Annotated in this window: 25 protein-coding genes; 12 read left to right on the top strand and 13 right to left on the bottom strand. The window is 72.2% G+C overall.

Annotated features, from left to right (window positions below):
• Positions 1–4: 4 nt before the first annotated feature.
• The 4 genes from KIK05_RS36710 to KIK05_RS36695 form a co-directional block, all read right to left on the bottom strand.
• On the bottom strand, positions 5–463 hold the full coding sequence (locus KIK05_RS36710; RefSeq protein WP_214415449.1) for a nuclear transport factor 2 family protein: 459 nt from the start codon (positions 461–463) through the stop codon (positions 5–7).
• A gap of 96 nt (positions 464–559) precedes the next feature.
• Positions 560–1,015, bottom strand: a complete 456-nt coding sequence (locus KIK05_RS36705) for a response regulator (protein WP_214415448.1) — start codon at positions 1,013–1,015, stop codon at positions 560–562.
• Complete coding sequence (locus tag KIK05_RS36700) at positions 1,015–1,344, bottom strand: helix-turn-helix transcriptional regulator (protein ID WP_214415447.1); 330 nt, start codon at positions 1,342–1,344, stop codon at positions 1,015–1,017. Before KIK05_RS36700 ends, KIK05_RS36705 begins: the two co-directional genes overlap by 1 nt.
• A 188-nt stretch (positions 1,345–1,532) precedes the next feature.
• The gene (locus tag KIK05_RS36695; RefSeq protein WP_308250262.1) at positions 1,533–1,913 is read right to left on the bottom strand and encodes a hypothetical protein; all 381 of its coding nucleotides are present in this window, start codon (positions 1,911–1,913) and stop codon (positions 1,533–1,535) included.
• 188 nt (positions 1,914–2,101) lie between these two features.
• Between KIK05_RS36695 and KIK05_RS36690 the strand changes: the two genes are divergently transcribed.
• Both KIK05_RS36690 and KIK05_RS36685 read left to right on the top strand, forming a co-directional pair.
• Entirely contained in the window at positions 2,102–2,824 is a 723-nt protein-coding gene (locus KIK05_RS36690; RefSeq protein ID WP_214415445.1) for a pyrimidine reductase family protein, read from the top strand.
• A complete protein-coding gene (locus KIK05_RS36685) occupies positions 2,821–3,924 on the top strand; it encodes an ATP-dependent DNA ligase (protein ID WP_250564041.1) in 1,104 nt (367 codons plus the stop codon). Before KIK05_RS36690 ends, KIK05_RS36685 begins: the two co-directional genes overlap by 4 nt.
• A 97-nt stretch (positions 3,925–4,021) precedes the next feature.
• On the opposite strand, the gene KIK05_RS36680 is transcribed toward KIK05_RS36685, so the two are convergent.
• Together KIK05_RS36680 and KIK05_RS36675 are read right to left on the bottom strand one after the other, a co-directional pair.
• Complete coding sequence (locus tag KIK05_RS36680; protein ID WP_214415444.1) at positions 4,022–4,435, bottom strand: hypothetical protein; 414 nt, start codon at positions 4,433–4,435, stop codon at positions 4,022–4,024.
• Positions 4,436–4,572: 137 nt separating this feature from the next.
• Positions 4,573–5,307, bottom strand: coding sequence for an AfsR/SARP family transcriptional regulator (locus tag KIK05_RS36675; protein ID WP_214415443.1), 735 nt, complete (start codon positions 5,305–5,307; stop codon positions 4,573–4,575).
• Positions 5,308–5,505: 198 nt separating this feature from the next.
• On the opposite strand from KIK05_RS36675, the gene KIK05_RS36670 reads away from it, so the two are divergent.
• A complete protein-coding gene (locus KIK05_RS36670; RefSeq protein WP_250564040.1) occupies positions 5,506–6,957 on the top strand; it encodes an aldehyde dehydrogenase family protein in 1,452 nt (483 codons plus the stop codon).
• Between the two features lie 13 nt (positions 6,958–6,970).
• On the opposite strand, the gene KIK05_RS36665 is transcribed toward KIK05_RS36670, so the two are convergent.
• Complete coding sequence (locus KIK05_RS36665; RefSeq protein ID WP_214415442.1) at positions 6,971–8,335, bottom strand: 6-phospho-beta-glucosidase; 1,365 nt, start codon at positions 8,333–8,335, stop codon at positions 6,971–6,973.
• 177 nt (positions 8,336–8,512) lie between these two features.
• Here KIK05_RS36665 and KIK05_RS36660 point away from each other — a divergent pair, with 177 nt between their 5' ends.
• The 5 genes from KIK05_RS36660 (at position 8,513) to KIK05_RS48435 (ending at position 14,153) form a co-directional block, all read left to right on the top strand.
• Entirely contained in the window at positions 8,513–9,652 is a 1,140-nt protein-coding gene (locus KIK05_RS36660) for a carbohydrate kinase family protein (protein WP_214415441.1), read from the top strand.
• A gap of 60 nt (positions 9,653–9,712) precedes the next feature.
• On the top strand, positions 9,713–11,077 hold the full coding sequence (locus tag KIK05_RS36655; protein ID WP_214415440.1) for an ABC transporter substrate-binding protein: 1,365 nt from the start codon (positions 9,713–9,715) through the stop codon (positions 11,075–11,077).
• Between the two features lie 9 nt (positions 11,078–11,086).
• Positions 11,087–12,004 carry a carbohydrate ABC transporter permease gene (locus KIK05_RS36650; RefSeq protein ID WP_214415439.1) on the top strand — a complete coding sequence of 306 codons (918 nt, stop codon included), beginning with the start codon at positions 11,087–11,089 and terminating at the stop codon, positions 12,002–12,004.
• Positions 12,001–12,804, top strand: coding sequence for a carbohydrate ABC transporter permease (locus tag KIK05_RS36645; RefSeq protein WP_214415438.1), 804 nt, complete (start codon positions 12,001–12,003; stop codon positions 12,802–12,804). Before KIK05_RS36650 ends, KIK05_RS36645 begins: the two co-directional genes overlap by 4 nt.
• 86 nt (positions 12,805–12,890) lie before the next feature.
• Positions 12,891–14,153 carry a C39 family peptidase gene (locus KIK05_RS48435; RefSeq protein WP_214415437.1) on the top strand — a complete coding sequence of 421 codons (1,263 nt, stop codon included), beginning with the start codon at positions 12,891–12,893 and terminating at the stop codon, positions 14,151–14,153.
• Positions 14,154–14,174: 21 nt separating this feature from the next.
• On the opposite strand, the gene ligD is transcribed toward KIK05_RS48435, so the two are convergent.
• Positions 14,175–15,179, bottom strand: coding sequence for a non-homologous end-joining DNA ligase (gene ligD / locus KIK05_RS36635; RefSeq protein WP_214415436.1), 1,005 nt, complete (start codon positions 15,177–15,179; stop codon positions 14,175–14,177).
• Between the two features lie 360 nt (positions 15,180–15,539).
• On the opposite strand from ligD, the gene msrB reads away from it, so the two are divergent.
• A complete protein-coding gene (gene msrB / locus KIK05_RS36630) occupies positions 15,540–15,941 on the top strand; it encodes a peptide-methionine (R)-S-oxide reductase MsrB (RefSeq protein WP_214415435.1) in 402 nt (133 codons plus the stop codon).
• A 444-nt stretch (positions 15,942–16,385) separates the two neighbouring features.
• Here the strand turns inward: msrB and KIK05_RS36625 are convergent, their stop codons facing one another.
• The 3 genes from KIK05_RS36625 to hemG all read right to left on the bottom strand — a co-directional run bounded on the left by KIK05_RS36625 (position 16,386) and on the right by hemG (position 19,378).
• Positions 16,386–16,946: a hypothetical protein gene (locus KIK05_RS36625; RefSeq protein ID WP_214415434.1), complete on the bottom strand. Its 561-nt coding sequence runs from the start codon at positions 16,944–16,946 to the stop codon at positions 16,386–16,388.
• A gap of 226 nt (positions 16,947–17,172) precedes the next feature.
• A complete protein-coding gene (gene hemQ, locus KIK05_RS36620) occupies positions 17,173–17,814 on the bottom strand; it encodes a hydrogen peroxide-dependent heme synthase (protein WP_214415477.1) in 642 nt (213 codons plus the stop codon).
• A gap of 115 nt (positions 17,815–17,929) precedes the next feature.
• Positions 17,930–19,378, bottom strand: coding sequence for a protoporphyrinogen oxidase (hemG, locus tag KIK05_RS36615; protein WP_214415433.1), 1,449 nt, complete (start codon positions 19,376–19,378; stop codon positions 17,930–17,932).
• Between the two features lie 125 nt (positions 19,379–19,503).
• Between hemG and KIK05_RS36610 the strand changes: the two genes are divergently transcribed.
• The gene (locus KIK05_RS36610; RefSeq protein ID WP_214415432.1) at positions 19,504–20,490 is read left to right on the top strand and encodes a DUF4349 domain-containing protein; all 987 of its coding nucleotides are present in this window, start codon (positions 19,504–19,506) and stop codon (positions 20,488–20,490) included.
• A 99-nt stretch (positions 20,491–20,589) separates the two neighbouring features.
• Here KIK05_RS36610 and hemE read toward each other — a convergent pair whose 3' ends face one another.
• Positions 20,590–21,627 (bottom strand): uroporphyrinogen decarboxylase, encoded by a 1,038-nt coding sequence (hemE, locus tag KIK05_RS36605; protein WP_214415431.1) that lies wholly within the window; start codon positions 21,625–21,627, stop codon positions 20,590–20,592.
• A gap of 797 nt (positions 21,628–22,424) precedes the next feature.
• On the opposite strand from hemE, the gene KIK05_RS36600 reads away from it, so the two are divergent.
• Complete coding sequence (locus tag KIK05_RS36600; RefSeq protein WP_214415430.1) at positions 22,425–23,027, top strand: DUF3000 domain-containing protein; 603 nt, start codon at positions 22,425–22,427, stop codon at positions 23,025–23,027.
• Complete coding sequence (locus tag KIK05_RS36595; protein ID WP_308250261.1) at positions 23,024–24,271, top strand: HRDC domain-containing protein; 1,248 nt, start codon at positions 23,024–23,026, stop codon at positions 24,269–24,271. The genes KIK05_RS36600 and KIK05_RS36595 overlap by 4 nt, the downstream gene beginning before the upstream one ends.
• 130 nt (positions 24,272–24,401) lie before the next feature.
• Here KIK05_RS36595 and KIK05_RS36590 read toward each other — a convergent pair whose 3' ends face one another.
• Complete coding sequence (locus KIK05_RS36590) at positions 24,402–25,412, bottom strand: LacI family DNA-binding transcriptional regulator (protein WP_214415429.1); 1,011 nt, start codon at positions 25,410–25,412, stop codon at positions 24,402–24,404.
• Positions 25,413–25,485 lie beyond the last annotated feature (73 nt).

Raw genomic sequence — 25,485 nt, 5'->3', positions numbered from 1 at the left:
CCCGTCACGCGCCGCCGGGGCGCAGGGCGGCGAGGACCGCGGCGGTGTCCAGGTAGAACGGACGGATCTCGGCGATGCGGCCGTCCTTGATGGTCATCAGCTGCATCACCTCTGTCTCCAGCTCACGCCCGGTGGCACGGGCGCGAAGGAGGCCGCGGTTCCAGACCACCACGCTGCCGCCGTCGACCACGTACCTCTGCTCCAGGAACTCCAGGGACTCCCAGGCCTCGCTCATGCCGGCCATGAACCCCTCGATGCCGCTCGGCCCGTGCCAGGTGCCGCCGTACGGCAGGGAGTCCGCCTGGTACATCACCACCTCGGGATCCAGGCACTCGGCCATCACACCGAAGTCGGCCTTGCCCGGGCCGCCGGCGCCGATGTAGACGGCCTCCGCCCGGTAGAACCTCTCCAGGACTTCGAGTGAGCGCCTGCTCTCGTCGTTCAACCTCGTCTCCGTGGTCATGAGCCCATGGTGTCCTGTCAGGACGGCGCACCGTCGGCGGAAATCGGACGTCCTTGTCGGGGCCGCACGCCCTGACATCGCAGGGCTCGCGCAAGGTCAGACGGCGGTGAGGCCGGGCAGGCGGGCGGTACGGGTGAAGAACTCGCCGATGCTGCGGACCGCGGCGGTGAAGTCGGCGAAGTCCAGCGGCTTGGCCACGTACGCGTTGGCGTGCAGCAGGTAGGTTTCGGCGATGTCCTCGGCCAGGGTGGAGGTGGTGAACACCACCACCGGGATCGACCGCAGCCCCTCATCGGACTTGACCTGCCGCAGCACCGCCCGCCCGTCGCACAGGGGCAGGTTCAGATCCAGCACCACCAGATCGGGACGGGACGCGCCGGCGTGCGCGCCGCGCCCGTGGAGGAAGTCGAGCGCCTCCTGGCCGTCGCCGGCCAGGATCAGCCGCGGGGCCGGGTCGATCGCCTGCTCGGCGAAGGCCTCCTGGATCAGCACCTGGTCGCCCGGGTCGTCCTCCACGACCAGGACCAGCGGGGGCCGCCGCGTCGGGCTCATCACCGCTCCTCATCCTGCGGCCGGTCCTCCTGGTCCTCCCCGGCGAAGACCGCCAGCAACGCCTCGACGTTGTGGTTGGCGTCAGCGGGGTGGCGGAAGGGCCGGCTGGGGTCGACGCTGTAGTGGTTGCGGCGCCCCACCCTGGTGCGGGTGATGTAACCCGCCTGCTCCAGGTCGGTCACGATCGTCTGAGCGGCGCGTTCGGTGATGCCGATCGTCGCGGCGATGTCGCGCAGGCGTGAGTGGGGGTGCCGGGCGATCTCCACCAGGACCCGGGCGTGGTTGGTCAGGAACGTCCAGCTCCTGTCACCCGCCACACTGTCGCTCAACCCCGCTCCCCCGCCTTCCTCACGGCAACGGTGCGGCCGGGAGCCGGCCACACCCGATGAACTTTTACCGAAGTGTATTTCATGAATCGCTCGTCGTCACTATGGACACCGCGGGTCACGGGCACGGGTCGTCGCGCCGCACCCGGAGGGTCGTCCGGCCGCGCCGAGAGAGGCCGTCGCGCCGGCGTCTACAGGGTCGTCGTGCCGAGGAGCACCAGGACGAACGTCACCACCGCGAGCACGCCGTGCATGATCACGGCCAGCAGGGGGAAGCCCTGCTCGGCGCCCTTCTCATGCCTTCCGCCGCCCAGCCAGCGGGTGAACATCACGAAGCCGAGCAGGGCCGCCGGCGACAGCAGGCCGAGGGCCAGCCACCCGTACCCGCGCCCGGCGGAGAAGGCGAAGGCCAGCCAGGAGGCGAGGCCCGCGAGCCCCAGCACGGGATGCACGAAGATCAGCGCGGTCGGGAACCGGGTCACCTTGGTCTTCTGCCGGCGTAGCCCTCCCCCGGCCAGCCACAGGCACAGCAGATACGCGCCGAATCCCGCGGTGACGAGCCATGTCGCCACAGTGACCCACCGCACCCGTGTCCTCCCGGTGTCCGCGCCGGATTCCGTTCTCCCTTACATCTCCGCCCGGCGAGGTAACGCTACGCATTCCTTATCTCACATCTCGCCATATATGCGGAAGTGGTACTGCAACGGCGCGCGCCGCCCCGCGCCGTGGAACTGTCGGGGGCCTGTGCCAAGGTAGGAACGTGCGACGGATCCTTCCCAGCCCCGGTGACGAGGTCGACCTCGCCGAGGCCTATGCCTATCCGAGCCGCGAGTGGCTCCGCCTCAACATGGTGGCGAGCGTCGACGGCGGCGCATGGCTCAAGGGCCTGTCCGAGGGCCTGTCCGGCAAGGCCGACCGGCGGGTGTTCGGGGTCCTGCGCGGCCTGGCCGACGTCGTGCTGGTCGGCGCCGCCACGGTCCGCACCGAGGGGTACGGCCCGGTCCGCCCGCGCGCCTCCTGGGCCGAGCCGCGGCAGGGGCGGCCGCCCGTGCCGCCGGTCGCCGTCGTCACCCGGCGCCTCGACCTCGACCTGGCGAGCCCGCTGTTCACCGAGGCCGAGCCGGGCGCCCGCACCATCGTGATCACTACCGGGAGCGCCCCAGGCGACCGCCGCGACGAGGTGGCCAAGCACGCCGACGTGATCGTCGCCGGTGACGACCGCGTCGACCTCGCCACCGCCGTCAGGGTGCTGCGCGAGCGCGGCCTGGGCCGCATCCTCTGCGAGGGCGGGCCGCGGGTCAACGCCCAGCTGGCGGCGGCGGGCCTGATCGACGAGCTGTGCCTCACCGTCAGCCCGTTGCTGATCGGAGGCGACGCCGCGCGCGTCCTCAACGGCCCGGCCTCCCTGACCAACCTCGCCGTCTCCCACATCCTCGAGGAAGACGGCTTCCTGTTCTGCAGATACACAAGGGAGCAGGCATGACCGTGCCCGTCGAGTCCGAGCCGCCCCGGATGAACCTCCCCGTCGGCCCGCCCGTCGCGCCGATGCTCGCCAAGGCCGTCAAGGAGCTGCCCCGCCAGGACGGCACCCTGCTGTACGAGCCCAAGTGGGACGGCTTCCGCTGCATCGTGTTCCGCGACGGCGACGAGGTCTACCTGGGCAGCCGCAACGAGCGCCCGTTCAACCGCTACTTCCCCGAGCTCATCGAGGCGGTCAGGCGCGAGCTGCCCGAGCGGTGCGTCGTCGACGGCGAGATCGTCCTGCGCCGCGGCGACGTCCTCGACTTCGACGCCCTCCAGCAGCGCATCCACCCGGCCGCCTCGCGGGTCAAGCTGCTGGCCGAGCAGACCCCGGCGTCGTTCGTCGCCTTCGACCTGCTCGCCCTCGGCGACGACGACCTCATGGAGACGCCCTTCGGCGAGCGCCGCGCCCGCCTCGCCTCCGCGCTCGCCGGCGCGGGCGACATGGTGCGGCTGACCCCCGTCACGGCCGACGACGAGCGGGCCGGCGAGTGGTTCGAGATGTTCGAGGGGGCCGGGCTCGACGGCATCGTCGTCAAGCGCACCGACCAGCCCTACGAGCCCGACAGGCGCACGATGTTCAAGGTCAAGCACGAGCGCACGGCCGACTGCGTCGTGGCCGGCTACCGCGAGCACAAGTCCGGGCCGGTGGTGGGGTCGCTGCTGCTCGGGCTCTACGACTCGGCCGGCGTGCTCCACCACGTCGGGGTGGCCGCGTCGTTCCCGATGAAGCGGCGCGCCGAGCTGGTCGACGAGCTCAAGCCCTACCTCCTGGAGGACCTCGGCGACCACCCATGGGGGTCGTGGATGTCGCAGGACGAGACCACCACCCAGCGCATGCCCGGGGCGATCTCCCGCTGGAGCGCCGGCAAGAACCTCGCCTTCGTCCCGCTCACCCCCCGGCTGGTCGTCGAGGTCGCCTACGACCACATGGAGGGCGACCGGTTCCGCCACACCGCGCAGTTCCGCCGCTGGCGCACCGATCGCACCCCCGAGTCGTGCACCTACGACCAGCTCGAACGCCCCATCGGCTACAACCTCGACGACATCCTCGCCCGCTGACCCACCCGTCTTCGCCGGGACGCGGAGAAGGGGTACGGGCCGGGCCCGTACCCCTTCCGGGGGTTCTCATGTGGCGCTCACGGGGTGGGGCCGGCGATCACATGCCGGGCAGGATGTCCCCGCTCTCCTGTATGCCGTCCATCCGGCCCATCTGTCCCCTCTCGGACTTCTTCGTCTTCCCCGAGCCCTTGGACGACTTCTCGTGCTTGCCGCAGTTGGTGAAGCCATGGTCGTAGCCCTCGCCGTAACCGCGCTCGTAGTCGCTGGGCGCGGCCAGGCCCTGGATGCTCTTCTTCTTCGAGGCGGACTTGCAGTCGGCCAGACCGTCCTTGAAGCCGTCCCGGTAGCCGTTCTTGTACTCCGTCTTGTCGTAGGGGAGGCCGTACGAGGTCGTGGCCGTCGCCGAGTGCGCGGTGGAGACGGTCGCGGCCCCGGCGACTCCGGCGGAACCGAGAGTGAGGGCCGTGGCCAGCGCCGGGCCCAGCAGTGCGAGATACGTCTTACCGGACATGCACTCCTCCTTCGAGCTGTGCCCTTCCGTCTCCCGCATCATGACCGGACGCCCGCGACCGCCACGCGACACCGGCGTGACGCCGCCGTGACGCCGCCGTGACGCCGGTCGTGACGGCCCGCCCGTGAGGGCCGATCTCAGCGGTGCGGCAGGGCCCGCAGGTCGGCGACGAGCTCCTCCAGACGCGGGGTCGGGCGCAGGCCGAGCTCGGTGTCCAGCAGGCGCTCGTAGCGTTCGAAGTCGCGCAGCGCCTCGGCCTGGTTGCCCTCGGCCAGGTGGGCCCGGATCAGCGCGGCGTAGGCGCTCTCGCGCAGCGGCTCGGCGCGTACGGCGACCCCGGCGGCGGTGACCGCGTCGGCGAAGCGCCCCTCCCGGGTGAACTCCTCGGCCAGGGCCTCCAGGGCGTGCAGGCGCAGCTGGTGCCACTCCTCGGCCACGTGGACCACCCAGTCGTCGTACCAGCCGGGCAGCAGGTCCATCGACAGGGCCTCCACCGAGAAGGCGCTGAGGTCGTGGTCGCTGATGGGCTCGGCCGGGTCGAGGACGCGGCGGGCGAGGGCCCGTGCCTCCTCGAGGTCGACCTCGGTGCCCTCGCGCAGCCGTACCTCGGTCCCGCCGATGTCGAGGAACAGGCGTCCGGCCCCTTCCACCCGCGCCAGGGCGGAGCGGAGGCTGGCGTACGCCTGACGGTCGGGGCGGTCGGGCCAGAGGGTGCCCGCCATCAACGTCCGGGACACGACCGGGCCGCACAGCGCGAGGAAGGAGAGCAGCCGCTCGGACCCGCCCGAGACCACGATCTGCTCCTCATCGGCCAGCAGCCGGAAGCCGCCCAGAAGAACGACCCGCAGTGCGGGCCGGTCACCGCGCTCCATATTTTCCGCTGCCTCCCGCGTGGAAAGCGAGTCCCTGGTAAGCAGCCCTCCCGTCGCCGTTCTCCTGCCCGCTATGTACCCGGTTGATGGCGATTTGTCCCCTTTCGCTCCGCGTGCGGGGACACGGACGCTTCCACTCCACGCTCAAGCAAGCGTACGCTTGGTACGGTTCGACGCGGCCCGACGCGGGAGTTGAGGATGGCGCAGAGCATCGTGGAATACCGCAACCTGATCGGGGGCAGGCTGGTCGCCGCCGCGGACGGCCGCACCATCGACTCGGTCAACCCCGCCACGGGTGAGCCATGGGCACGGATCCCCGCGAGCGGACGGGCCGACGCCGAGGCCGCCGTGGCCGCCGCGCGCAAGGCCTTCCCCGCCTGGTCGGCGATGCCCGCCCTGGGCCGCGCCCACTTCCTGCGCCGGGTCGCCGAGGTCTTCGCCGCGAACGCCGAGGAGCTCGCCCGTATCGAGACCCGCGACAACGGCCGCATCCTGCGCGACACGCTGAACAAGGACCTGCCCGGCATGACCTACCTGTGGCAGATCGCCGCCGGGGACGTCATCGACGCGGTCAAGGGCGACACGGTCATCCTCGGCCCCGACACCCTGGGCATGACCCGGCGCGAGCCGTACGGGGTGGTGCTCGGCGTCATCCCCTGGAACTCCCCCATCTCGACGTTCTCCGCCAAGGCCGCGTACGCGCTGGCCGCCGGCAACACCGTGATCGTCAAGCCGGCCGAGCAGGCGTCGGCGTCGGTGCTCCGCCTGGGCGAACTGCTCGCCGAGGTGCTGCCGCCGGGCGTGCTCAACATCGTCAGCGGGCTCGGCGAGGAGGCCGGGGACGCCCTCGTACGCCATCGCGGCGTCAACAAGATCAGCCTCACGGGCTCCACCGAGACCGGCCGGGCCATCACCCGCGCCAGCGCGGACTCGCTGAAGCCGCTGACCTTCGAGCTCGGCGGCAAGTCGCCGAACATCGTCTTCGCCGACGCCGACCTCGCCGCCGCCGCCGCGGGCGTCACCGTCAACTCCATCTACACCGGGAACGCCGGTCAGGTGTGCGTGGCGGGGTCCCGCATCCTCATCCAGCGCCCGGTCTGGGACGAGATGATCGGCCGCATCACCGCGATCGCCGGCGGGCTCACCTTGGCCGACCCCCTGGACCTCGCCACCACGATGGGCCCCATCGTCTCGGCCGGCCAGTACGAGCGCGTCACCGGCTATCTGCGGATCGCGGAGAAGGAAGGGGCGGAGCTGGTGTTCGGCGGCGCGACGGGCGCCTGCGTCGTCCCGTCGATGCCCGGCGGCTACTGGGTCGCCCCGACCCTCTACACCACCACCGACAACTCCCTGCGGATCTGCCAGGAGGAGATCTTCGGCCCGGTCGCGGTCGCCCTGCCGTTCGACACCGACGAGGAGGCGCTGGCCATCTCCAACGACTCCGGTTACGGCCTGGCCGCCGGCGTCTGGACCCGCGACCTCGGCCGCGCCCACCGCTTCGTCCGCGACCTGGAGAGCGGCACCGTGTGGGTGAACACCTTCCGCCAGATGCCCCCCGGCCTCCCCTTCGGCGGCGTCAAGGACAGCGGCTACGGCCACGACGCCGTCCTCGCCTATACGCGCGAGAAGGCCGCCATCATCCAGACCTGAGGGGGTCTGCTGATCAGAACCCGGACGCCGAGGCGGGCGGGAGGACGGCGGCCAGCTCGGGGATGCGGGCGCGGTAGCCGTCGAGGAGCCGGCGGGCCACGGAGACCGAGTCGACCAGCGGGTGCGTGGCGAAGGCCCGCAGGGCCACACCGGCCGAGCCGGTGACGGCGGCCTCGATGGTGAGCTGCTCGACCGCCTTGACCTGCTGGACGAGCCCGAGGAACTGGCCCGGCAGCGGGCGGGTCGCCAGCGGCCGTACGCCGCCCGCGTCGACCGCGCACGGGACCTCCACGACGGCCTCGGGCGGCAGGCCGGCGACCGCCGAACCGTTGCGGACGTTGAGGATCATGGTGGTGGTGCCGCCGCGGGCGATGGCCGCCATCAGGGCGAGGGCGATGCCTTCGTACCCCCCGGCGGCGAGGTCGGCCGCCTCGCGCTCGCCCGCCTGGGCGCTCTCACGGGTCTCGGCCATGTAGGAGGCGTCCCGCTCCCTGCGGGTGTGCTGCCACTCCGCCAGGGCGCCGTGCGGCTCCCGGGCCACGGTGGCGTAGAACCGGCTCTGCTGTTCGAGCAGCGCCTCCCCGCGGGTCTGCGCGGCGCCGCCGATCGCGGCGATCGCCTCGCGGGTGAAGTAGTAGTAGTGGAGATATTCGTTGGGCAGCGCGCCGAGCGAGCGCACCCACTCGGGGCCGAACAGCCGCGCCTCCTCGACGCGCTTGAGCGCGGTGTCGTCGGCCAGCAGGTCGGGCAGCACGTCACGCCCGCCGTACGACAGGCCGCGCAGCCAGCCGAGGTGGTTGAGCCCGGCGTAGTCGGGGGCCGTGCGGACGGGGTCGAGGCCGAGGGCGCGGGCGGCCCTGCGGATCAGGCCCAGCGGCGAGTCGCAGATGCCGACGACGCGCTCGCCGAGCACCCGCTGCATCGCCTCGGTGATCATGCCGGCGGGGTTGGTGAAGTTGATCACCCAGGCGCGGGGGGCCAGCACGGCGATGCGCTCGGCCACGCTCATCGCCACGGGGATCGTGCGCAGGCCGAACGCGATGCCGCCCGGCCCGACGGTCTCCTGCCCGAGCAGCCCGAGGTCGAGCGCCACCCGCTCGTCGGCGGTGCGGCCCTCGAGGCCGCCGACCCGGATCGCCGAGAAGACGAACGTCGCGTCGCGCAGCGCGTCGTCGAGGTCGGTGGTCACCCGGACGCGGGGCGGGTCGGCGTGCCCGGCGGCGAGCTGGACGAGCACGTGACGGATGGCCTCGAGGCGTTCGGCGGAGATGTCGTGCAGCACGACCTCCTCGACCCTGGGCCGCCCGTGGTCGCGCAGCAGCGCGCCGTACACCAAGGGGACGCGGAATCCGCCGCCCCCGAGAATCGTCAGCCTCATGGCCGCCGCCTCGCGATCTCGCCGTTCCGGACGTGCTGCAGCACGGCAGGATCGTACCAATCATCGGCAGGCGCAACTAAGCAAGAATGAGCACCGAAGCCCGTCAACGCTTGATATGGGCAACCGAAACGTGCAAGAGTGCGCACATCTTCGCACAGTCGAGGAGGATCCACTCCGTTGTCTGCCCAGGCCTACGATCCGCTCGCCGACAAGCGCAGCCCCGATGGTCCAGAGTTCGACGTGTTCACCGCGGGAACGGTGTTCCTGGACATCGTCTTCACCGGGCTGCAGGCCATGCCGGCGGCCGGCACCGAGGTCTGGGCCGAGGGCATGGGCTCGTGCCCCGGCGGCATCGCCAACCTCGCCATCGCCACCAGCCGCCTCGGCCTGCGCACCTCGATGGCCGCCGCCTTCGGCGACGACGACTACGCCGACTTCAACTGGCGCATCCTGTCGGAGCAGGAGTCGGTCGACCTGTCGCGCTCGCGGCGCTTCCAGCACTGGCACTCCCCCGTCACCGTCTCCATGGCGGTCAACCGCGACCGCAGCATGGTCACCCACGGCCACCCGCCGCCCATGGCGGCCACCGAGATGATCGGCCACCCCCCGCGGTCCAGCGCCGTGATCGTGACGCTGTCCCCCGAGGAGCCGCTCGGCGAGCCCGACGGCTGCAGCTGGGCCGACCTCGCCCGCAAGGACGGGGCGCTGGTCTTCGCCGACGTCGGATGGGACCCCTCCGAGACGTGGTCGTCGTCGGTGCTCGAACAGCTCGCCACCTGCCACGGCTTCATGCCGAACGCCGTCGAGGCCATGGCGTACACCGGCACCGACACCCCGCGCGAAGCCCTGTACGCCATCGCCGACCGCGTCCCGCTCGCCATCGTCACCGACGGTGCGAACGGGGCCATGGCCATCGACTCCACCACCGGCGAGGAGGCGTACGTCCCCGCGCTGCGGGTGACCGCCCTCGACCCCACCGGGGCCGGTGACGTGTTCGGGGCGGGGCTGGTGCTCGGCACGCTGTCGGGCTGGCCGCTCACCGACCGGCTGGCGTTCGCCGGGGTCTGCTCGGCGCTCGCCGTCCAGCAGTTCGGCGGCTCGCTCGCCGCGCCCGGCTGGGGCGACATCGCCGACTGGTGGCACGACGTGCGGGCCGCCAAGGGGCGGGGCGGGGCGTACATCGAGTCGCTCCTGCGCCGCTACGCCTTTCTCGACACTCTCGTCCCCACCGTGCCGGTCGGCGCCGTGCGCCGCGCCGCCGCCACCATGTCCCGGCACGCCGACGTCGAAGCGGGCGCCACCGAGCTCGCGGACTAGGAGAAAGGACAGGGCCGACATGACCCCCGGTACCGCCCCCCGACCGTCCGTCACAGGCCCATGACCTCCCGCCCGCGCCGCGCCATGGCGCTCGCCGCCGGTCTCGTCGCGCTCACCGCCGCCTGCGCCCCCGGCTCGGGGAGCGCGCCCGTGGCCTCCAGCCCCGCACCGACTCAGGCGGTGCGCACCGACGTCGCCGCGCTGGGCAAGGTGACCCTGACCGTGTGGGACCAGGAGGTCCGCGGCGGCCAGGACGCCCAGATGAAGCGGCTCAACGCCGCTTTTATGGCGAAATACCCGAACATCACCATCAAACGGGTCTCCCGGTCGTTCGACGACCTCAAGACCACCCTGCGGCTGGCCCTCACCGGCAACGAGCCCCCCGACGTCGTCGAGGCCAACAACGGCCGCTCCGACATGGGCGCCTTCGTCAAGGCGGGCCAGCTGCGCCCGCTCGACGCCTACGCCGAGGCGTACGGCTGGGTCAGGCGCTATCCGGCCTCCGTCCTGAGCTACTCCCGCTACACGGCCGACGGCAAGATCTTCGGCGAGGGCAACCTGTTCGGCCTGCCCCAGGTCGGCGAGGTCGTCGGCATCTACTACAACGCCGCCAAGCTCCGCAAGCTCGGCCTCCAGCCCCCCGCCACCTGGGACGACTTCCAGACGGCCCTGGAGAAGGCCAAGCAGGCGGGCGAGGTGCCGATGCAGCTCGGCAACCTCGACAAGTGGCCGGCAATCCACGTCTTCGGCACCGTGCAGGGACGCGCGGTCACCCCCGAGGTGATCCGCACCCTCGCCTTCGGCCGCAGGGGCGCCTCGTGGAACACCCCCGAGAACACCAAGGCCGCCGAGCAGCTGGCCGGCTGGGTGGACAAGGGCTACTTCGAGAAGGGCTTCAACGGGCAGGGCTACGACCCGGCGTGGCAGGCCTTCGGCAAGGGCCAGGGCGTCTTCCTCATCGCGGGCACCTGGCTGCTGGCCGACCTGTCCAAGGCGCTCGGGGCCGACCTCGGCTTCATGCTCCCGCCCGGCACCACCGCGGGGGCGCCGCCGGTGGCCACGGGCGGCACCGGCCTGCCGTTCGCCGTCACGGCCAAGAGCCCCAACCCCGACGCCGCCGCCGCGTACATCGACTTCATCACCGACGCCGACGCCATGAAGGTGCTCGCCGAGACGGGCAACCTGCCCGTCGTCGACACCGCGCGGCAGGGCGCGGCCGAGGGCGCGCAGAAGCAGGTCTACAGCGCGTTCGGCCAGGTGAGCACGGCCGGCGGGCTGCTGCCCTACCTCGACTACGCCACGCCCACCATGTACGACACCCTGGGCGCGGCGCTGCAGGACCTGCTGGCAAGGAGGACCACGCCCCAGCAGTTCCTCGACCGGCTGGAGAAGGACTACCACGCCTTCGCCGAGAGCAACGGGTAGCGCCGGGCGATGGCCCTGACGTCCTCGACCCGCGGCCGCAGGCCCGCGGGAACGCCTCCGGGCGAGCCTCGGCGGGTGGCCTACCTCTACATCCTGCCCGCCTTCGCCGTCTACGCGGCGTTCCTCCTCTTCCCCATCGGCCGTGCCGTGCAGTTCTCGCTGTACGACTGGGACGGCCTCACCCTGGGCCGCTGGATCGGGCTCGGCAACTACGCGGCGATCGCCGCCGACGAGGGCCTGCGGGCCGCCTTCGGCCACGCGGCGGTGCTCGTGGCGTTCTACGCCCTGCTGCCGCTGGCCGTCGGACTGATCCTGGCCGCCGTCCTCAACCACGCCAAGGTGCGCGGGCTCGGCTTCTTCCGCACCGTGGTGTTCCTCCCGCAGGTGATCGCCATGGTGGTGGTCGCCGTCGCCTGGCGCCGCGTGTACGCCCCGGACGGCGGCCTCAACGACGTCCTGCGGGCCGTCGGCCTCGACGCCCTCACCCGCGGCTGGCTCGGCGACTACACCTTCGCGCTCCCCGCCGTCGGGGTGGTCGGAACGTGGTTCGAGAGCGGTCTGGTCACCGTACTGCTGCTGGCCGGGATGAGCCGCGTCCCGCTGGAGCTGTACGAGGCCGCGCGACTGGACGGCGCGGGGGCGGTCCGCGAGTTCTTCGCCGTCACCCTGCCCTCGGTGCGCGGCGAGATCGCCGTCGCGCTCACGCTGACCGTGATCGCGGCGCTGCGGACCTTCGACCTGGTGTACGTCACCACGCGCGGCGGGCCGGGCGACTCGACGTCGGTGCCGTCGTTCGAGGTGTACCGGCGGGCCTTCGAGCTCGGCCAGGTCGGCTCGGCGGCGGCCGTCGGCGTGACGCTGACCGCGATCATCTTCGTGGTGTCCTTCGCGGTCAACCGCCTGGCCGACCGGGGCGGCAGCCGATGATCTCGCGGGCCGAGCGCGCGGCGAACTACACCGTCCTCATCGTCTTCGCCGCCTTCGCGCTGTTCCCCATCGTGTCGATCCTGTCGGCCGCCCTCGGCCCGGACGACGCCCAGGGCGGGTCCGCCGGCCTTGCGAACTTCGCCCGCGCCTGGGAGATCGGCAGGTTCGGCAGCTACCTGCGCACCAGCCTCGCCATCTCGGCGTTCGTGGTCGTGCTCGCCGTGGTGCTGTCGGTGATGAGCGGATACGCCTTCGGCACGATGCGCTTCCGGGGGCAGGGCGTGCTGTTCAACCTCCTCCTGCTCGGGATCATGATGCCGAGCGAGGCGGTCGCGGTGCCGCTGTTCTTCGACCTGCGCACCATCGGCCTGACCGACACGTTCTGGGCCGTCGCGCTGCCGCAGGTCGCCATGTCGGTGTCCTTCGGCACGTTCTGGATGCGTGCCTACTTCCGCTCCAGCAGCCGGGCCATCGTCGAGGCGGCCCGCATCGACGGCGCCTCGCACTGGCGCACCCTGTGGCAGGTGCTCGTGCCCCCGGCCCGCCCGGCCATCGTCACGCTCACGGTGCTGGTGTTCATGTGGACGTGGAACGAGTTCCTCATCCCCCTCATCATGGTCACCAAGGAGTCACTGCGCACCGCGCCGCTCGGGCTGACGTTCTTCCAGGGCCAGTACACCTCCGGCTTCACGCTGCTCGCCGCGGGCGCGGTGATCGTCGCCACCCCCGTGGTGGTGTTCTACCTGTTCCTCCAGCGGCACTTCATCCGGGGGATGCTCGAAGGCTCCGTCCGCGAGTGACCCGCCATACGTAAAACGGCCGATGCGGGAAGCGCACCTGCGATCTACCGTCGGCGACGTCGACAACCCCACAGGCAAGGTGAGCCATGCGCGTGCTGACCGTGTTCCTCTCGATCGTCATGAGTACGACGCTCGCGGCGTCCGTCGTGAGCCCCGCCTCCGCCGAGGCCGCGACCTCGCCCGACACCGTGAACGTCGTCTACAAGCGGACCTCGTTCACCACAGGCACCCCCGAAGGGGTGACGGCCAAGCACGACAGGCTGGCCTTCGCCTCCCCCGCCGGCACCACCACCTACACCGACGCGCTCGGCACCAAGGACTGGGAGTACGCCCGCTGGACCGGCGCCGAGCAGCGCATCGGCTTCGCCGCCACCGAGCTCGTGGCCTCCTGGACCGCCGACACCCCGCCCGGCAGCTGGGTGCAGATCGAGATGCGCGGCCGCAACGCCGCCGGGCTGACCAAGTGGTACGTGCTCGGCCGCTGGGCGTACGGTGACGGCGACATCCAGCGCACCTCCCTGCCAGGTCAGCGGGACGCCGACGGCACCGTCTCCGTCGACACCTTCGTCGCCGCCACCGGGAAGCCCATCACCGCCTACCAGCTGCGCGTCACGCTGCACCGCACCCCCGGCTCGGCGGTCACCCCCGTCGTGCGGACCCTCGGCGCGATGGCGTCGGCCGTGCCCGACCGGCCGACCGTCCCGGTCAGCCCCGGCGGCCGCGCCTGGGGGATCGAGCTCAACGTACCGCGCCGCTCGCAGAGCATCCACCAGGGCCAGTACCCCGAGTGGGACGGCGGCGGAGAGGCGTGGTGCAGCCCGACCTCGACGACCATGGTGCTCGGCTACTGGGGCAGGTGGCCGAGCGCGCAGGACACCTCCTGGGTCGACCCGTCCTACGCCGACCCGGAGGTCGACTACGCCGCCAGGTACACCTACGACTACGCCTACCAGGGCGCGGGGAACTGGCCGTTCAACACCGCCTACGCGGGCCGCTACGGGCTCGACGGCTTCATCACCCGGCTGCGCTCGCTGACCGAGGTGGAGCGCCTGATCAAGGCCGGCATCCCGGTCATCACCTCGCAGTCGTTCCAGGCCGGCGAGCTGCCCGGCGCGGGGTACAGCACCAACGGCCACCTCATGGTGGTGATCGGCTTCACCCCGACCGGCGACGTGATCGCCAACGACCCCGCCTCCCCCGGTGACGAGGCCGTGCGCCGGGTCTACCCGCGCGCGAACTTCGAGAACGTCTGGCTGCGCAGCACCGGCAGCGGCGGCGTCGCCTACATCATCCACCCCGCCGGCCACCGGCTCCCGCCCACCACTCCCGGCCTGCCCGCCAACTGGTAGCAGGCGCCCCGGGCTCGGCCCTCAGCTCTCCGAGGGCCGGGCCTTGCTCGGCTGGACCCTCTTGGGCTCGCCGGGCATCTTGGGATAGTTGGGCGGGTACGGCATGTCGCCGCGCTCGTCCTTGGCGTACCACTCCAGTAGGGGCTCGATCGAGAACGCCTCGTCGTCGATCTCCTTGTGGACGTCGCCGAGGCGGGCGAAACGCTGCGGCACCGTGCGGATGTCGAAGTCGCGCGGATCGACGTCGGCGAGCTCCTCCCAGGTCACCGGGGTCGACACCGGGGCGTGCGGCCGGGCTCGCACGGAGTAGGCGCTGGCGATGGTGCGGTCGCGGGCGTTCTGGTTGTAGTCGATGAAGACCTTCTCGCCGCGCTCCTCCTTCCACCAGGCCGAGGTGGCGAGGTCGGGACGGCGCCGCTCGACCTCGCGGGCCAGGGCGATCGCGCTCTGCCGCACCTGGGTGAACGACCAGCGGCGCTGGATGCGGACGTTGATGTGGATGCCGCGCGTGCCGGAGGTCTTGGGGAACCCCCGCATGCCGAGCTCGTCGAGCAGCTCGCGCACGATGAACGCGGTGCGCCTGGCGTCGTCGAAGTCGGTGCCGGGCTGCGGGTCGAGGTCGATGCGCAGCTCGTCGGGATGCTCGACGTCGTCGGCCCGCGTGGGCCAGGGATGGAAGTCGATGGTGCCGAGGTTGGCGCAGTAGGCCAGGCAGGCGATCTCGGTGACCCTCAGGGCGTCGGCGCTGCGCCCGCTGGGGAAGCGGATCGTGACCGTCTCCAGCCAGTCGGGGTGGCGGGGCGGCACGCGCTTCTGGTAGATCGCCTCGGACTGCACGCCGTCCGGGTGGCGCTTGAGATACGTCGGGCGGTCACGCAGGGCGCGCAGGGCGCCCTCGCCCACCGCGACGTAATATTCGACAAGCTCGCGCTTGGTGGCCCCGATCTCAGGGAAATAGATCTTGTCCGGGTTGGTGACCTTCACGACCCGGCCCTCGACATTGAGCTCGATGTACGGCGACGCCATGCCTTCGACCGTACCCCCCGCCGCCGACAGAAACCGGGAGGAAGGCCCGCCCCGGAGCCCCCGGTGGCGGACCGGCGCTCGAACGGGGCGGACCTGGTGAAGACCGCTGGTCACGGGCACCGGCGCGGGCGCTGACGTGCCACCCGTCCGGCGCCGTCCCCGACCGTACGACGGCGCCCGGCCTTGACCCGGACATCGCCTGAAACGAGGACGAACCAGCGATCTTCCCTCACGCGGAGGTGATCAACCCTCCGCCTGGGAAGACGCCGAAAGCGGCCCCGAAGGATGCCTGCCCCCGGAAAAATTCGGCCGGCGGGACGGGCCGCCGCCGGTTCGGGCGGGCCCGCATAGGCTTGGGGCATGGAAAAGGTGGTCAAGAGTGACGCCGAATGGCGTGTGCAGCTTTCGCCCGAGGAGTTCCGGGTGCTGCGGCAGGCGGGCACCGAGCGGCCGTTCACCGGGGAGTACGTCGACACCAAGACCGTGGGCGTCTACGCCTGCCGGGCCTGCGGGGCGGAGCTGTTCCGCTCGGAGACGAAGTTCGAGTCGCACTGCGGCTGGCCGTCGTTCTTCGAGCCGAGCGAGTCGGACGCCGTGACCCTCGTGGAGGACCACTCGCTCGGCATGTCACGCGTCGAGGTCCGCTGCGCCCGCTGCGACTCCCACCTCGGCCACGTCTTCCACGGCGAGGGCTACCCCACCCCCACCGACGACCGCTACTGCATCAACTCGATCTCGCTGCGCCTCGTGCCGGCGGAGTGACCGGACGACCCGCCTTCGTGGGCGCGCCCGCCGCAGCGCGAGCGCGCCCACGCCGATGGTAACGGAAAGCACGCGCACGGTCACCGGACCGGTATGGTCACGACCCTGAGTGGGTAATGAGCCATGGGGTCCTCCGCGCCACCCGCGTCGGCGGAGCAGGGCAGCCCGGTCTGGGGGCCGCGGTGCACATACGCCACAGATGGGAGACCATCGAGGCCATCGGCCAGGTGGTCACCCAGCGATGCGAAGTGTGCGGCAAGACCCGGGTGCGGGTGGGGCGCCGTCCGCCCCGCCCGCCGGACCCGGCGCCCCGGCCACCCACCCCGTAGGCCCATTTTCCGCACATCGCCCTCAATGACCTGCGGTGATCACTGATAGTGCCGGACCGCATGTAGCGACCGACCAGGGAGATTCGGGCTCGTGCGGAAAACAGGCCTAGGAGCCCTACTTGGGGTCGGGCGCGCTGAGGCGGCAGGAGTGGTCGCCGGGGCCGATGACGTTGGCGAGCACCGGGTTGCCGTTCTGGCCGAACTGCGCCTGGACGAACACCACCGGGCTCTGCTCGCCGACCTCCTTGGAGAGGTATTCGAGGCCCCGCTTGCACAGGTCGATCGCCGACTTGGAGTTGTGGGCGTTCTCCGGGAGGTTGGTGTAGATCCGGAGGTACTTGCCCACCGTCCTGATGTCGGTGATGCGCTTGACGGCCTTGTCCTTCGCCCAGCGCTGCTTGAAATACGTCACGGCCTTGGTGTCGGTGTGCTTCGACGGGCCCGACGCCGTATCGGCGGGGTCGCGCGCCTTCTTGACGCGCTTGCTCGCCGTCGAGACCTTGCCGCCGTCACCGGCGGGATCGCCCATGGCCTGGGCGGCACCGGTCGTCGCCGGAGCCGCGGCCACGCTGGGCGGCGCCCACTCCGCCCCGGAGGCGGCCGAACCGCCACCCGGGCTCGCGAACACCGCGCCGATCGCCACGGCGGGCACCGCCACGGCGGCCAGCCCCGCCACATACTCGAGAACCCGTCGGCGGCCGGACTTGCGCCGCCGGTGTTGCCCCCCTCGCCTGGAACGCGCCAGACTTCTGCCCCTGTTCACCCTCTGCCTCACGTAGACACGGGAATCACACCGAGTATGCCAGAGATCGGAAACTGAGGTGACTTGTTCCCGGAAAACCAGCCGTGGTGGCGTTTGCGACTGAAGTGATGAACGAAGGGCTTTGTCCGGTTGGGCGCGGCTACGGCAGGGCCGCCACCAGCTCCTCCAGCGGCTTGCGGGTGCCGGCGTAGAACGGGATCTCCAGACGGGTGTGCCGGCGCGCCTGCGCCGCCCGCAGATCGCGCATCAGGTCGACGATGCGGTGCATCTCGTCGGCCTCGAAGGCGAGGATCCACTCGAAGTCGTTCAGCGCGAACGACGCCACCGTGTTCGCCCGCACGTCGGGGTACCCCCGGGCCATGCGCCCGTGCTCGGCCAGCATCGCGCGGCGCTCGGAGTCGTCCAGGAGGTACCACTCCAGCGACCGGACGAACGGGTAGACCGAGACGTAGCCCCGCGGCTCCTCCTCGGCGAGGAACGCGGGGATGTGGGACTTGTTGAACTCCGCCGGACGGTGCAGCGCCATCACCGACCACACCGGCTCGCTCGCCCGCCCCAGCGACGTGCGCCGGAAGCGGCCGTAGACCTCCTGGAGGTCGTCCGGAGTGGAGGCGTGCCACCAGAACATGTAGTCGGCGTCGGCCCGGAAGCCGGCCACCTCGTAGGAGCCCCGGGTCACGACGTCCTTCTCGGCCGCCTGCGAGAGCACGGCCTGCACCTCGTGGGCCACCTGCGTGCGGTCGCCCGGCAGCGGCTCACGCACCCGGAACACCGACCACATCGTGTAGCGGATCACCTGGTTGAGATCGCGGGCCTTCGGCTTCGCGTTGCTCTCGGTCACTGGTCGTACTCGCCTTCCCAATCGACGGCTTCGATCACTCGGCACGGCCGGCCGCTCAGCGGGTGCCCGCCGTCCGCCTGTCCTCGTGCCATTCTCCTCCGTGGTCCTCCGCCAGGTACGCCAGGACCTTCGCCGCGGCCGTACGGCCGGTGGCCACGCACGCCGGGACACCCACCCCGTCGTACGCCGCGCCGCACACCGCGAGGCCGGGCTGCACGGCGACCGCGGCCCGCACGCGCGCGACCCGGTCGAGGTGGCCCACGTCGTACTGCGGCAGGGCGCCGCCCCAGCGGGTCACCCGGCTGTCCACCGGAAGCCCGCGGACCCCCATGACCTCCGCCATCTCGGCCATCGCCATCGCCACGAGCTCGCCGTCGTCGCGCTGGAGGAGGTACTCCTCGCCGAGGCGCCCGATGGAGCAGCGCAGCACCAGCAGACCCGGGTCGGCCGCGGCCAGGTGGGGCCACTTCACCGTGCTGAACGTCACGGCCTTCACCGCCCGCCCCTCGACCGAGGGCACGAGGTAGCCGCTGCCCGAGGGCTGCTCGGGGAACGCCGAGCGAGGGTAGGCGAGGGTGACGATGGCCATGCTGGCGTACTCGACACGGGCCAGCTCGGCGGCGGCCTTGGGCACCTCGTCCGCGAGCAGGCGCCCGGCCGCGGGCGCGGGGACCGCCACGATGACGGCGTCGGCCTCGATCGTCTCGGGGGCGCGGGCCGGCCCGGTGACCAGGCGCCAGCCGTCGCGGGTGCGCTTGAGCTCGCGGACCATGACGCCGGTCCTGACGTCGGCGCCGGACGCCGCGGCGACCGCGCCGGGCAGGGCGCCCATGCCGTCCTCGATCGTGGTGAACACCGGACCGGCGTTCTTCGGGGCGTCCTGGGAGATCTCGCGCGCGGCCCTGAGCAGTGACCGCTCGGTGCGGGCCGCGGTCGCGATGTGCGGCATCGTGGCGTCCAGCGACAGGAACTCGGCCCGCCCGGCGTAGACGCCGCCGAGGAGCGGCTCCACCAGCCGGTCGACGACCTCGCCACCCATGCGGGCGCGGATGTACGCCGCGACCGACACGTCGGAGCTGATGAGGGTGGCGGGCAGGATCTGGTCGAGCGGAACCCGGACGAAGCCCGCGGGCGACAGGATGCCCGAACGCCCGAGCTCGGCCACGTCGGAGGGGACGCCCATGACGTGCCCCTTGGGCATCGCCCGCAGCGCGCCCCTGCTGTAGATCGACGCTCCCACGGGCGCGGGGTGCACCAGCCGGTCGCCCAGCCCGGCCACGCGGGCGAGCTCCTTGCCCTCGGGGCGGCGGGCCAGCATGGCCTCGGCGCCCTCGTCGACCGGTATGCCGGCGACCTCGGAGGCGTGCAGCTTGCCGCCGATGCGCGGGGAGCCTTCGAGCACGGTCACCGCGAGGCGGTCGTCCTCCTGGCGGAGGTGCCACGCCGCGGCCAGACCGGCGATGCCTGCGCCGACCACCACGACGTGCGGGCGAGTCCCTTCCATGCCTTCAGACGTTACCCGCCCAGGTAGGCGGTCGCTCCGCCGACCTCGATCAATGTGGGCGAGAACGTGACCGCATCGTGACGGCGGTCACCAAACCCGCGCCTCCCGGCTTTCGTCAACAGGGTATGAGCAGATCACGGTGTGGTCCGCCGCTCGCCGCGGCGCTGGCGGCGGTCGTCCTCGTCGTCTCCGGGTGCGCCGGCGGGGCGGTCAAGACGGAGGGCTCGGCGGCCGGCGCGCCCGCGCCCCTGCGGGACGAGGGTGCCGTCCCGTCCCCGCAGAACGGCGACACGGTGCCCATGAGGTCGCCCGGCGGCCTGTCCAAGGTGCGGATACGGCAGCCCGAGCGGGCGATCATCTACACCGGCGACATGACGGTGCGCGCCAAGAGCGTCGCCGCGGCCGCCGACAGGGCCAAGCAGATCGTCACCGGCGCCGGGGGCCGCCTCGACCACGAGGAGTCGGCCTCCGGCAGCGGGGAGGAGAGCGCCACCCTGGTCTTCAAGATCCCGCCGGACCGCTACCCGGCGGTCCTCGACCAGCTCGGGAAGGTCCTCGGCAAGCGCGAGGCGCTCCAGCAGGGCACCGAGGACGTCACCGAGAAGGTCGCCGACGTGGAGAGCAGGCTGAAGTCCGCCCGCTCGTCGCTCGACCAGCTCCGCGCGCTGCTGGGCAAGGCCAAGACGATCGGTGAGGTGCTGTCCATCGAGCGGGAGATCTCCAGCAGGGAGGCCGACCTGGAGTCGCTGGAGGCCCGCCAGAAGGTGCTGGCCGCGCAGACGGCCGCCGCCACGTTGACCCTGCGCCTGGTCGGGCCCGCCGCCGTACTCCCGGAGACGGACGACGAGCCGTCGGGCTTCCTGGGCGGCCTCAAGACCGGCTGGCACGCCCTGGTGACCAGCGTCAAGGTCGCCGTGACCGGCGCCGGCGTGCTCCTGCCCTGGGCGATCCCCCTGGCCCTGATGGTGCTGGCCTTCCGCCTGCTACGCCGGCGAACCCGCCGTACCACGACCACGGTCCCTCGGCCGCCTGCGGCACCGCAGCCACCGGCAACGGGGGAACCGGCTTCACAGGCGCCGGAACGCCCGGCGCCGGCGGCCTCCGAGGACTGACCGGCCCCGCCGTTCGCCCCGGCGGGTCACCCACCGCGACCGGCGCCGGAACCATCGCCCTTCCCTCCGACACCGGAGGGATCCGTCCCCGTGGGCGGGTCAGGAGGTGGTGGCCTCGTGGACGAGGTCGGTGAGGCGGGTGAGTTGGTCGGGGTCGGCGGAGGGCGGGACGCCGTGGCCGAGGTTGAACACGTGCCCCTCGGCGGCGCGACCCCGGGCCAGGATGTCGCGGGCGCGGCGCTCGACGACCTCGAAGGGCGCGAACAGCACGGCCGGGTCGAGGTTGCCCTGCAGTGCCTTGCCCGGCCCGACACGGCGCGCGGCCTCGTCGAGCGGGACCCGCCAGTCGACGCCGACGACGTCGGCCCCCGCATCGCCGAGCAGGCCGAGCAGCTCGCCGGTGCCCACGCCGAAGTGGATGCGCGGCACGTCGAGGTCGGCCACGCCGGCGAAGATGCGGCTGGTGTACGGCAGGACGAACTCGCGGTAGTCGTCGGGGGCGACCGCGCCGACCCAGGAGTCGAACAGCTGGATCGCCGACGCGCCGGCCTCGATCTGGGTGCGGAGGTAGGTGATCGTGATGCCCGTGAGGCGGTCCATCAGGGCGTGCCACAGCTCGGGCTCGCCGTACATCATGGCCTTGGTGTGGTCGTGGTTCTTCGAGGGGCCGCCCTCGATGAGATAGGACGCCAGCGTGAACGGCGCCCCGGCGAAGCCGATGAGGGGCGTGGACCCGAGCTCCTTGACCAGCGCCCGCACGGCCTCGGTGACATAGGGGACGTCCTCGGCCGAAAGGGGCCGCAGGGGCGCGAGGCCCGAGGCGTCGCGGATCGGGTCGGCGATCACGGGGCCGACGCCGGGCTTGAGGTCGAGGTCGATCCCGATGGCCTTCAGCGGCACGACGATGTCGCTGAAGAAGATCGCCGCGTCCACGCCGTAGCGGCGCACGGGCTGCATCGTGATCTCCACGATGAGGTCGGGGGTGGCGCACGCGGTGAGCATCGGCACGTCGGCGCGGACGGCCCGGTATTCGGGCAGCGCGCGCCCCGCCTGGCGCATGTACCAGACCGGGGTGTGCGGCACGGACAGGCCCCGGCAGGCGCGGATGAAGGGTGATTCGGCGGTCTCGGGATTCACGTAACCAGGGTGCCACGCGGCAGGACCGGTCGGCGCACCGCGTACACCCCCTCCACCCGCACCACGACCTCGGCCTCTCTTCGTCGCCGCGCCGACGTCCGCCGGGCGGCACGCCGGGGGCGGTCCGGCGCCGGCGTACGGCGAGGGGTGAGGCCGGCGTACGGCGAGGGCTGGGCTGGCGGGAATTGCGGGTTACCCGAATCATGTCCGGTCACGGCCTTGCGGGGTGTGATACGTACACTATGTCTGATTCGATAGAGCAAGCGGGAGCCCCGTGCGCCGGTCGCCGGTGTCAACGGGTCGGAAAGCGCAGGTACAGTACGTCTCACGTTAGGTCCGGGCTCATGTCGCGGCTGGCTCAAACGTTGGTCAAATCACCGCGCGGCACCGATTCGGTGACCACTTTCGGGACACGCCGAGCGCGTTGCGGGGAAATGTCGCCGTGACGTGTCAACGTCGGACCAGCCGTCGAGTTCACGGACAAGGCGCGCGACGGGGAGCGCCGGCCAGGCGACGCGCATTCCTGTCCGTGCGAACTCTCGATCATGGGACCCGACGAAAGGCCCGCGATGACCGCGATGTGGAGTTCCTCCGAGCACCGCACTGTGCCTTGTGCGCTCCGTGCCGCCAAACCGGAGTCCGGGCGACGACCGCGCCTCGACGGGTACGACCATCACGGCCACAGGGTCTACGGGAAGCGTGGCGACGCCCCGGTGATGGCGGATTGATCACCATCGATGTCCCAAGCGCATACCCCCCTGCTTCCGGCACCGCCCGCCCCGGCCTACGCTGCCATCATGACCATCGGTGACGCGCCGCCGGCCCCCGCCGCCTTCCGGCGGGCCCTCGCGAGCCTGCGTCCCGCCCAGGTCAGGCCCGAGATCGAGCTGGAGGACATCCCCGCTCCCCAGCGGCTCGCGCCCTACTCCGGCGCCGTGGGCGCCTCGGTCTACCGCGACGACGACGAGCTCGCGGTCGGCCGCCTGATCATGCTCTTCGACCCCGACGGGCAACGCGGCTGGGACGGCCCGTTCCGGCTGGTCGCCTACGTCCGCGCCGACATGGAGCCGGAGATCACCTCCGACCCCATGCTGGGGCCGGTGGCGTGGAGCTGGCTCACCGAGGCCCTCGACTCCCACCACGCACGCTACGCCGCCGCCGGCGGCACGGTCACCCGGGCGGTGTCCGAGGGGTTCGGCAACAAGGCCGACGACCCGGTCACCACCGAGCTGGAGCTGCGCGCTTCCTGGTCCCCCCTGGAGGAGGACCTCTCGGCGCACGTCGCCGCCTGGTGCGACCTGATCTGCCTCGCGGCGGGCATTCCACCCCTGCCACCCGACGTCGCGGCCCTCCCGCCGCGGTCCGCGCGTCGCGAAGACCCGGAGTCCTTCAGGACGTGACCGACGACGAAATCATCCCCGCATCCGAAATAGTGCCGCTCCTGGAGCCCCGAGAGGGGATCCCGCCGGTCATCGAGGACCCCGCCGCGCTCGCGGCGGCCGTACGCGCGTTCGCCAAGGGCACCGGCCCCGTCGCCGTCGACGCGGAACGCGCGTCGGGCTACCGCTACAGCGGGCGCGCCTACCTCGTGCAGCTGCGCCGCGCCGGAGCCGGCAGCGCCCTCATCGACCCCACCGCCTGCCCCGACCTTTCCGAGCTCGACGCCGTGCTGGCCGACGCCGAGGTCGTCCTGCACGCCGCCACGCAGGACCTCGCCTGCCTGGCCGAGCTGGGCTTCACCCCTCGCAAGCTGTTCGACACCGAACTGGCCGGCCGGCTCCTCGGCTACGAGCGCGTCGGACTCGGCACGATGGTCGAGAACGTCCTCGGCCTGCGCCTGGAGAAGGGCCACTCCGCGGCCGACTGGTCGCACCGCCCGCTCCCGGAGGCCTGGCTGCGCTACGCCGCGCTCGACGTCGAGGTGCTGATCGAGCTGCGCGACAAGTTGTACGACGAGCTGACCGACAGCGGGAAGCTCGAGTGGGCGCTGGAGGAGTTCGCCTCCATCCTGGCCGCTCCCCCGGCCCCGCCGCGCACCGACCCGTGGCGGCGCACCTCCGGCATCCACAAGGTGCGTTCCCTGCGCGGCCTGGCGGTGGTGCGTGAGCTGTGGACGCTGCGCGACGAGCTGGCCCGGGAGGCCGACCTCGCGCCGGGGCGGGTGCTGCCCGACTCGGCGATCGTGGCGGCCGCGCTGGAGCAGCCGCGCACGACGAAGGCCCTGACGGAGATCACGCCGTTCACCGGCCGCAGCGCGCGCCGCCATCTGCGGGCCTGGCTCAACGCCGTCAACAAGGCCCGCGCGTTGCCCGACGGGCAGCTCCCGCAGCCGACCGGCCCCGGCGAGGGACCGCCCCCGGCGAACCGCTGGGCCGACCGCGATCCGGCGGCCGCCAGGCGCCTGGCGACGGCGCGGGCCGCCGTCGCGGCGCTGGCCGACGAGCACCGCATGCCGACCGAGAACCTGCTGCAGCCCGAGGCGATCCGCCGCCTGACCTGGGAGCCGCCGGACGACCTCGGCGAGGAGTCGGTGGCGGCCCGCCTGCGTGCCCTGGGCGCCCGCGAGTGGCAGATCGGCCTGACCGCGCGCCCGCTGTCGAAGGCCCTGATCCGCCTGGCCGGCAAGGAGGACCTCCTCGGCTGAGCGGCGTTCCCGTGCGGCGTTCCACCGGCCGCTCGCCGTACGGGGGCGCCGGCTTCGCCGTACTCCACTTCGCCGACCCGGCGCCGATGGACACACCGTCCCCAGCGGGTAAGGGGAGGGCCGCCGGCCCTCAGGAGACGGGGAGGGTGCGCACGCTGTCGCGGAGGACGACCTCGCCCTCGATGTGCTCGACGCGGGGCTGCCCGTCGGACGAGAGGGCGAGGTCGACCGCGAGGGTTCCCATACGGGCCAGCGGCAGTCGAACCGTCGTCATCGAGGGCACCACGTCACGCAGCGACGCCGCGTCGTCGAAGCCCGCCAGCGACATGGCGCCGGGCACGTCGACGCCGTGCTCGCGCATGGCGGACAGCGCCCCCGTCGCCATGACGTCGTTCACCGCGAACACGCACGTGGCGTCCGTCCCCATCCGCAGCAGCTCGACGGCGGCGGTGTGGCCGCCGTCCCGGTCGAACCCGCCGTGCACGACGACCGGCGCGGGCAGCCCGAGCTCGGCCAGCCCGGCGGCGAAACCCGAGGCGCGGTCGAGGGCCGTGTAGAGGCCGGGCGGCCCGGCGAGCACGGCGAAACGGCGGTGCCCCCGCCCGGCCAGCGCGTGGGCGAGATCGCGGGCGCCCTCATGGTTGAGCGGCGCGACGGTGTCGGTGCCGAGGAGGTCCTGCCCGATGATCGCGACCCGTCCGCCGGAGGCGCGGTAGACGTCGAGCTCGGCGCGCAGCCGCCGCAGCATGACCTCGTCGGCCAGGCGGGACCCCGCGATCAGCACGGCGCGGGCGCGCTGGGCGTTCAGCGTGGCGACCAGCGCGATCTCGCGCTCGGGGTCGCGGTAGGTGGTGCCGAGCGTGACCACCATGTTGTGCGTGTCGGCCGCGCGGATGGCGCCGTCGGCGATGGCGGCGAAGTAGGGGTCGGTGAGGTCCTGGATGACGACGCCGACGACGTTGCTCGCGCCCCGCGCCAGGGTCTGCGCGGTCGCGTCGGCACGATAGCCGAGCTTGGCGGCCGACGACTCGACCCTCGCGCGCATCGCCGCCCCCACCTGGCGGCTGCTGCCGTTGAGCACGCGCGAGGCGGTCGCCAGCGACACCCCCGCGTGCCTGGCGACGTCTTCCAGCGTGACCATGATCGCCCTCCCCGAGCCCCTCACGGCTTCTTCCTCATTGTGGGGCCGCGCGGGGCGTGCTCTCACCCTGGCG

Source organism: Sphaerisporangium fuscum (assembly GCF_018531465.1).
GTDB lineage: Bacteria > Actinomycetota > Actinomycetes > Streptosporangiales > Streptosporangiaceae > Sphaerisporangium > Sphaerisporangium fuscum.
The sequence above is the reverse complement of the archived record's forward strand: the minus strand, read 5'-3'. Positions and strand labels throughout refer to the sequence as shown.

Bases quoted from the DNA above. Each gene is read 5' to 3' on its own strand.
- KIK05_RS36655 (WP_214415440.1), top strand. From the start codon at position 9,713: ATGACCTCCCGCCCGCGCCGCGCCATGGCGCTCGCCGCCGGTCTCGTC.
- KIK05_RS36665 (WP_214415442.1), bottom strand. From the start codon at position 8,335: ATGAGGCTGACGATTCTCGGGGGCGGCGGATTCCGCGTCCCCTTGGTG.
- KIK05_RS36705 (WP_214415448.1), bottom strand. From the start codon at position 1,015: ATGAGCCCGACGCGGCGGCCCCCGCTGGTCCTGGTCGTGGAGGACGAC.
- hemG (WP_214415433.1), bottom strand. From the start codon at position 19,378: ATGGAAGGGACTCGCCCGCACGTCGTGGTGGTCGGCGCAGGCATCGCC.
- KIK05_RS36680 (WP_214415444.1), bottom strand. From the start codon at position 4,435: ATGTCCGGTAAGACGTATCTCGCACTGCTGGGCCCGGCGCTGGCCACG.
- KIK05_RS36590 (WP_214415429.1), bottom strand. From the start codon at position 25,412: ATGGTCACGCTGGAAGACGTCGCCAGGCACGCGGGGGTGTCGCTGGCG.
- KIK05_RS36645 (WP_214415438.1), top strand. From the start codon at position 12,001: ATGATCTCGCGGGCCGAGCGCGCGGCGAACTACACCGTCCTCATCGTC.
- KIK05_RS36675 (WP_214415443.1), bottom strand. From the start codon at position 5,307: ATGGAGCGCGGTGACCGGCCCGCACTGCGGGTCGTTCTTCTGGGCGGC.
- KIK05_RS48435 (WP_214415437.1), top strand. From the start codon at position 12,891: ATGCGCGTGCTGACCGTGTTCCTCTCGATCGTCATGAGTACGACGCTC.
- KIK05_RS36600 (WP_214415430.1), top strand. From the start codon at position 22,425: ATGACCATCGGTGACGCGCCGCCGGCCCCCGCCGCCTTCCGGCGGGCC.
- msrB (WP_214415435.1), top strand. From the start codon at position 15,540: ATGGAAAAGGTGGTCAAGAGTGACGCCGAATGGCGTGTGCAGCTTTCG.
- KIK05_RS36650 (WP_214415439.1), top strand. From the start codon at position 11,087: ATGGCCCTGACGTCCTCGACCCGCGGCCGCAGGCCCGCGGGAACGCCT.
- hemQ (WP_214415477.1), bottom strand. From the start codon at position 17,814: ATGTGGTCGGTGTTCCGGGTGCGTGAGCCGCTGCCGGGCGACCGCACG.
- KIK05_RS36670 (WP_250564040.1), top strand. From the start codon at position 5,506: ATGGCGCAGAGCATCGTGGAATACCGCAACCTGATCGGGGGCAGGCTG.
- KIK05_RS36710 (WP_214415449.1), bottom strand. From the start codon at position 463: ATGACCACGGAGACGAGGTTGAACGACGAGAGCAGGCGCTCACTCGAA.
- ligD (WP_214415436.1), bottom strand. From the start codon at position 15,179: ATGGCGTCGCCGTACATCGAGCTCAATGTCGAGGGCCGGGTCGTGAAG.
- KIK05_RS36610 (WP_214415432.1), top strand. From the start codon at position 19,504: ATGAGCAGATCACGGTGTGGTCCGCCGCTCGCCGCGGCGCTGGCGGCG.
- KIK05_RS36685 (WP_250564041.1), top strand. From the start codon at position 2,821: ATGACCGTGCCCGTCGAGTCCGAGCCGCCCCGGATGAACCTCCCCGTC.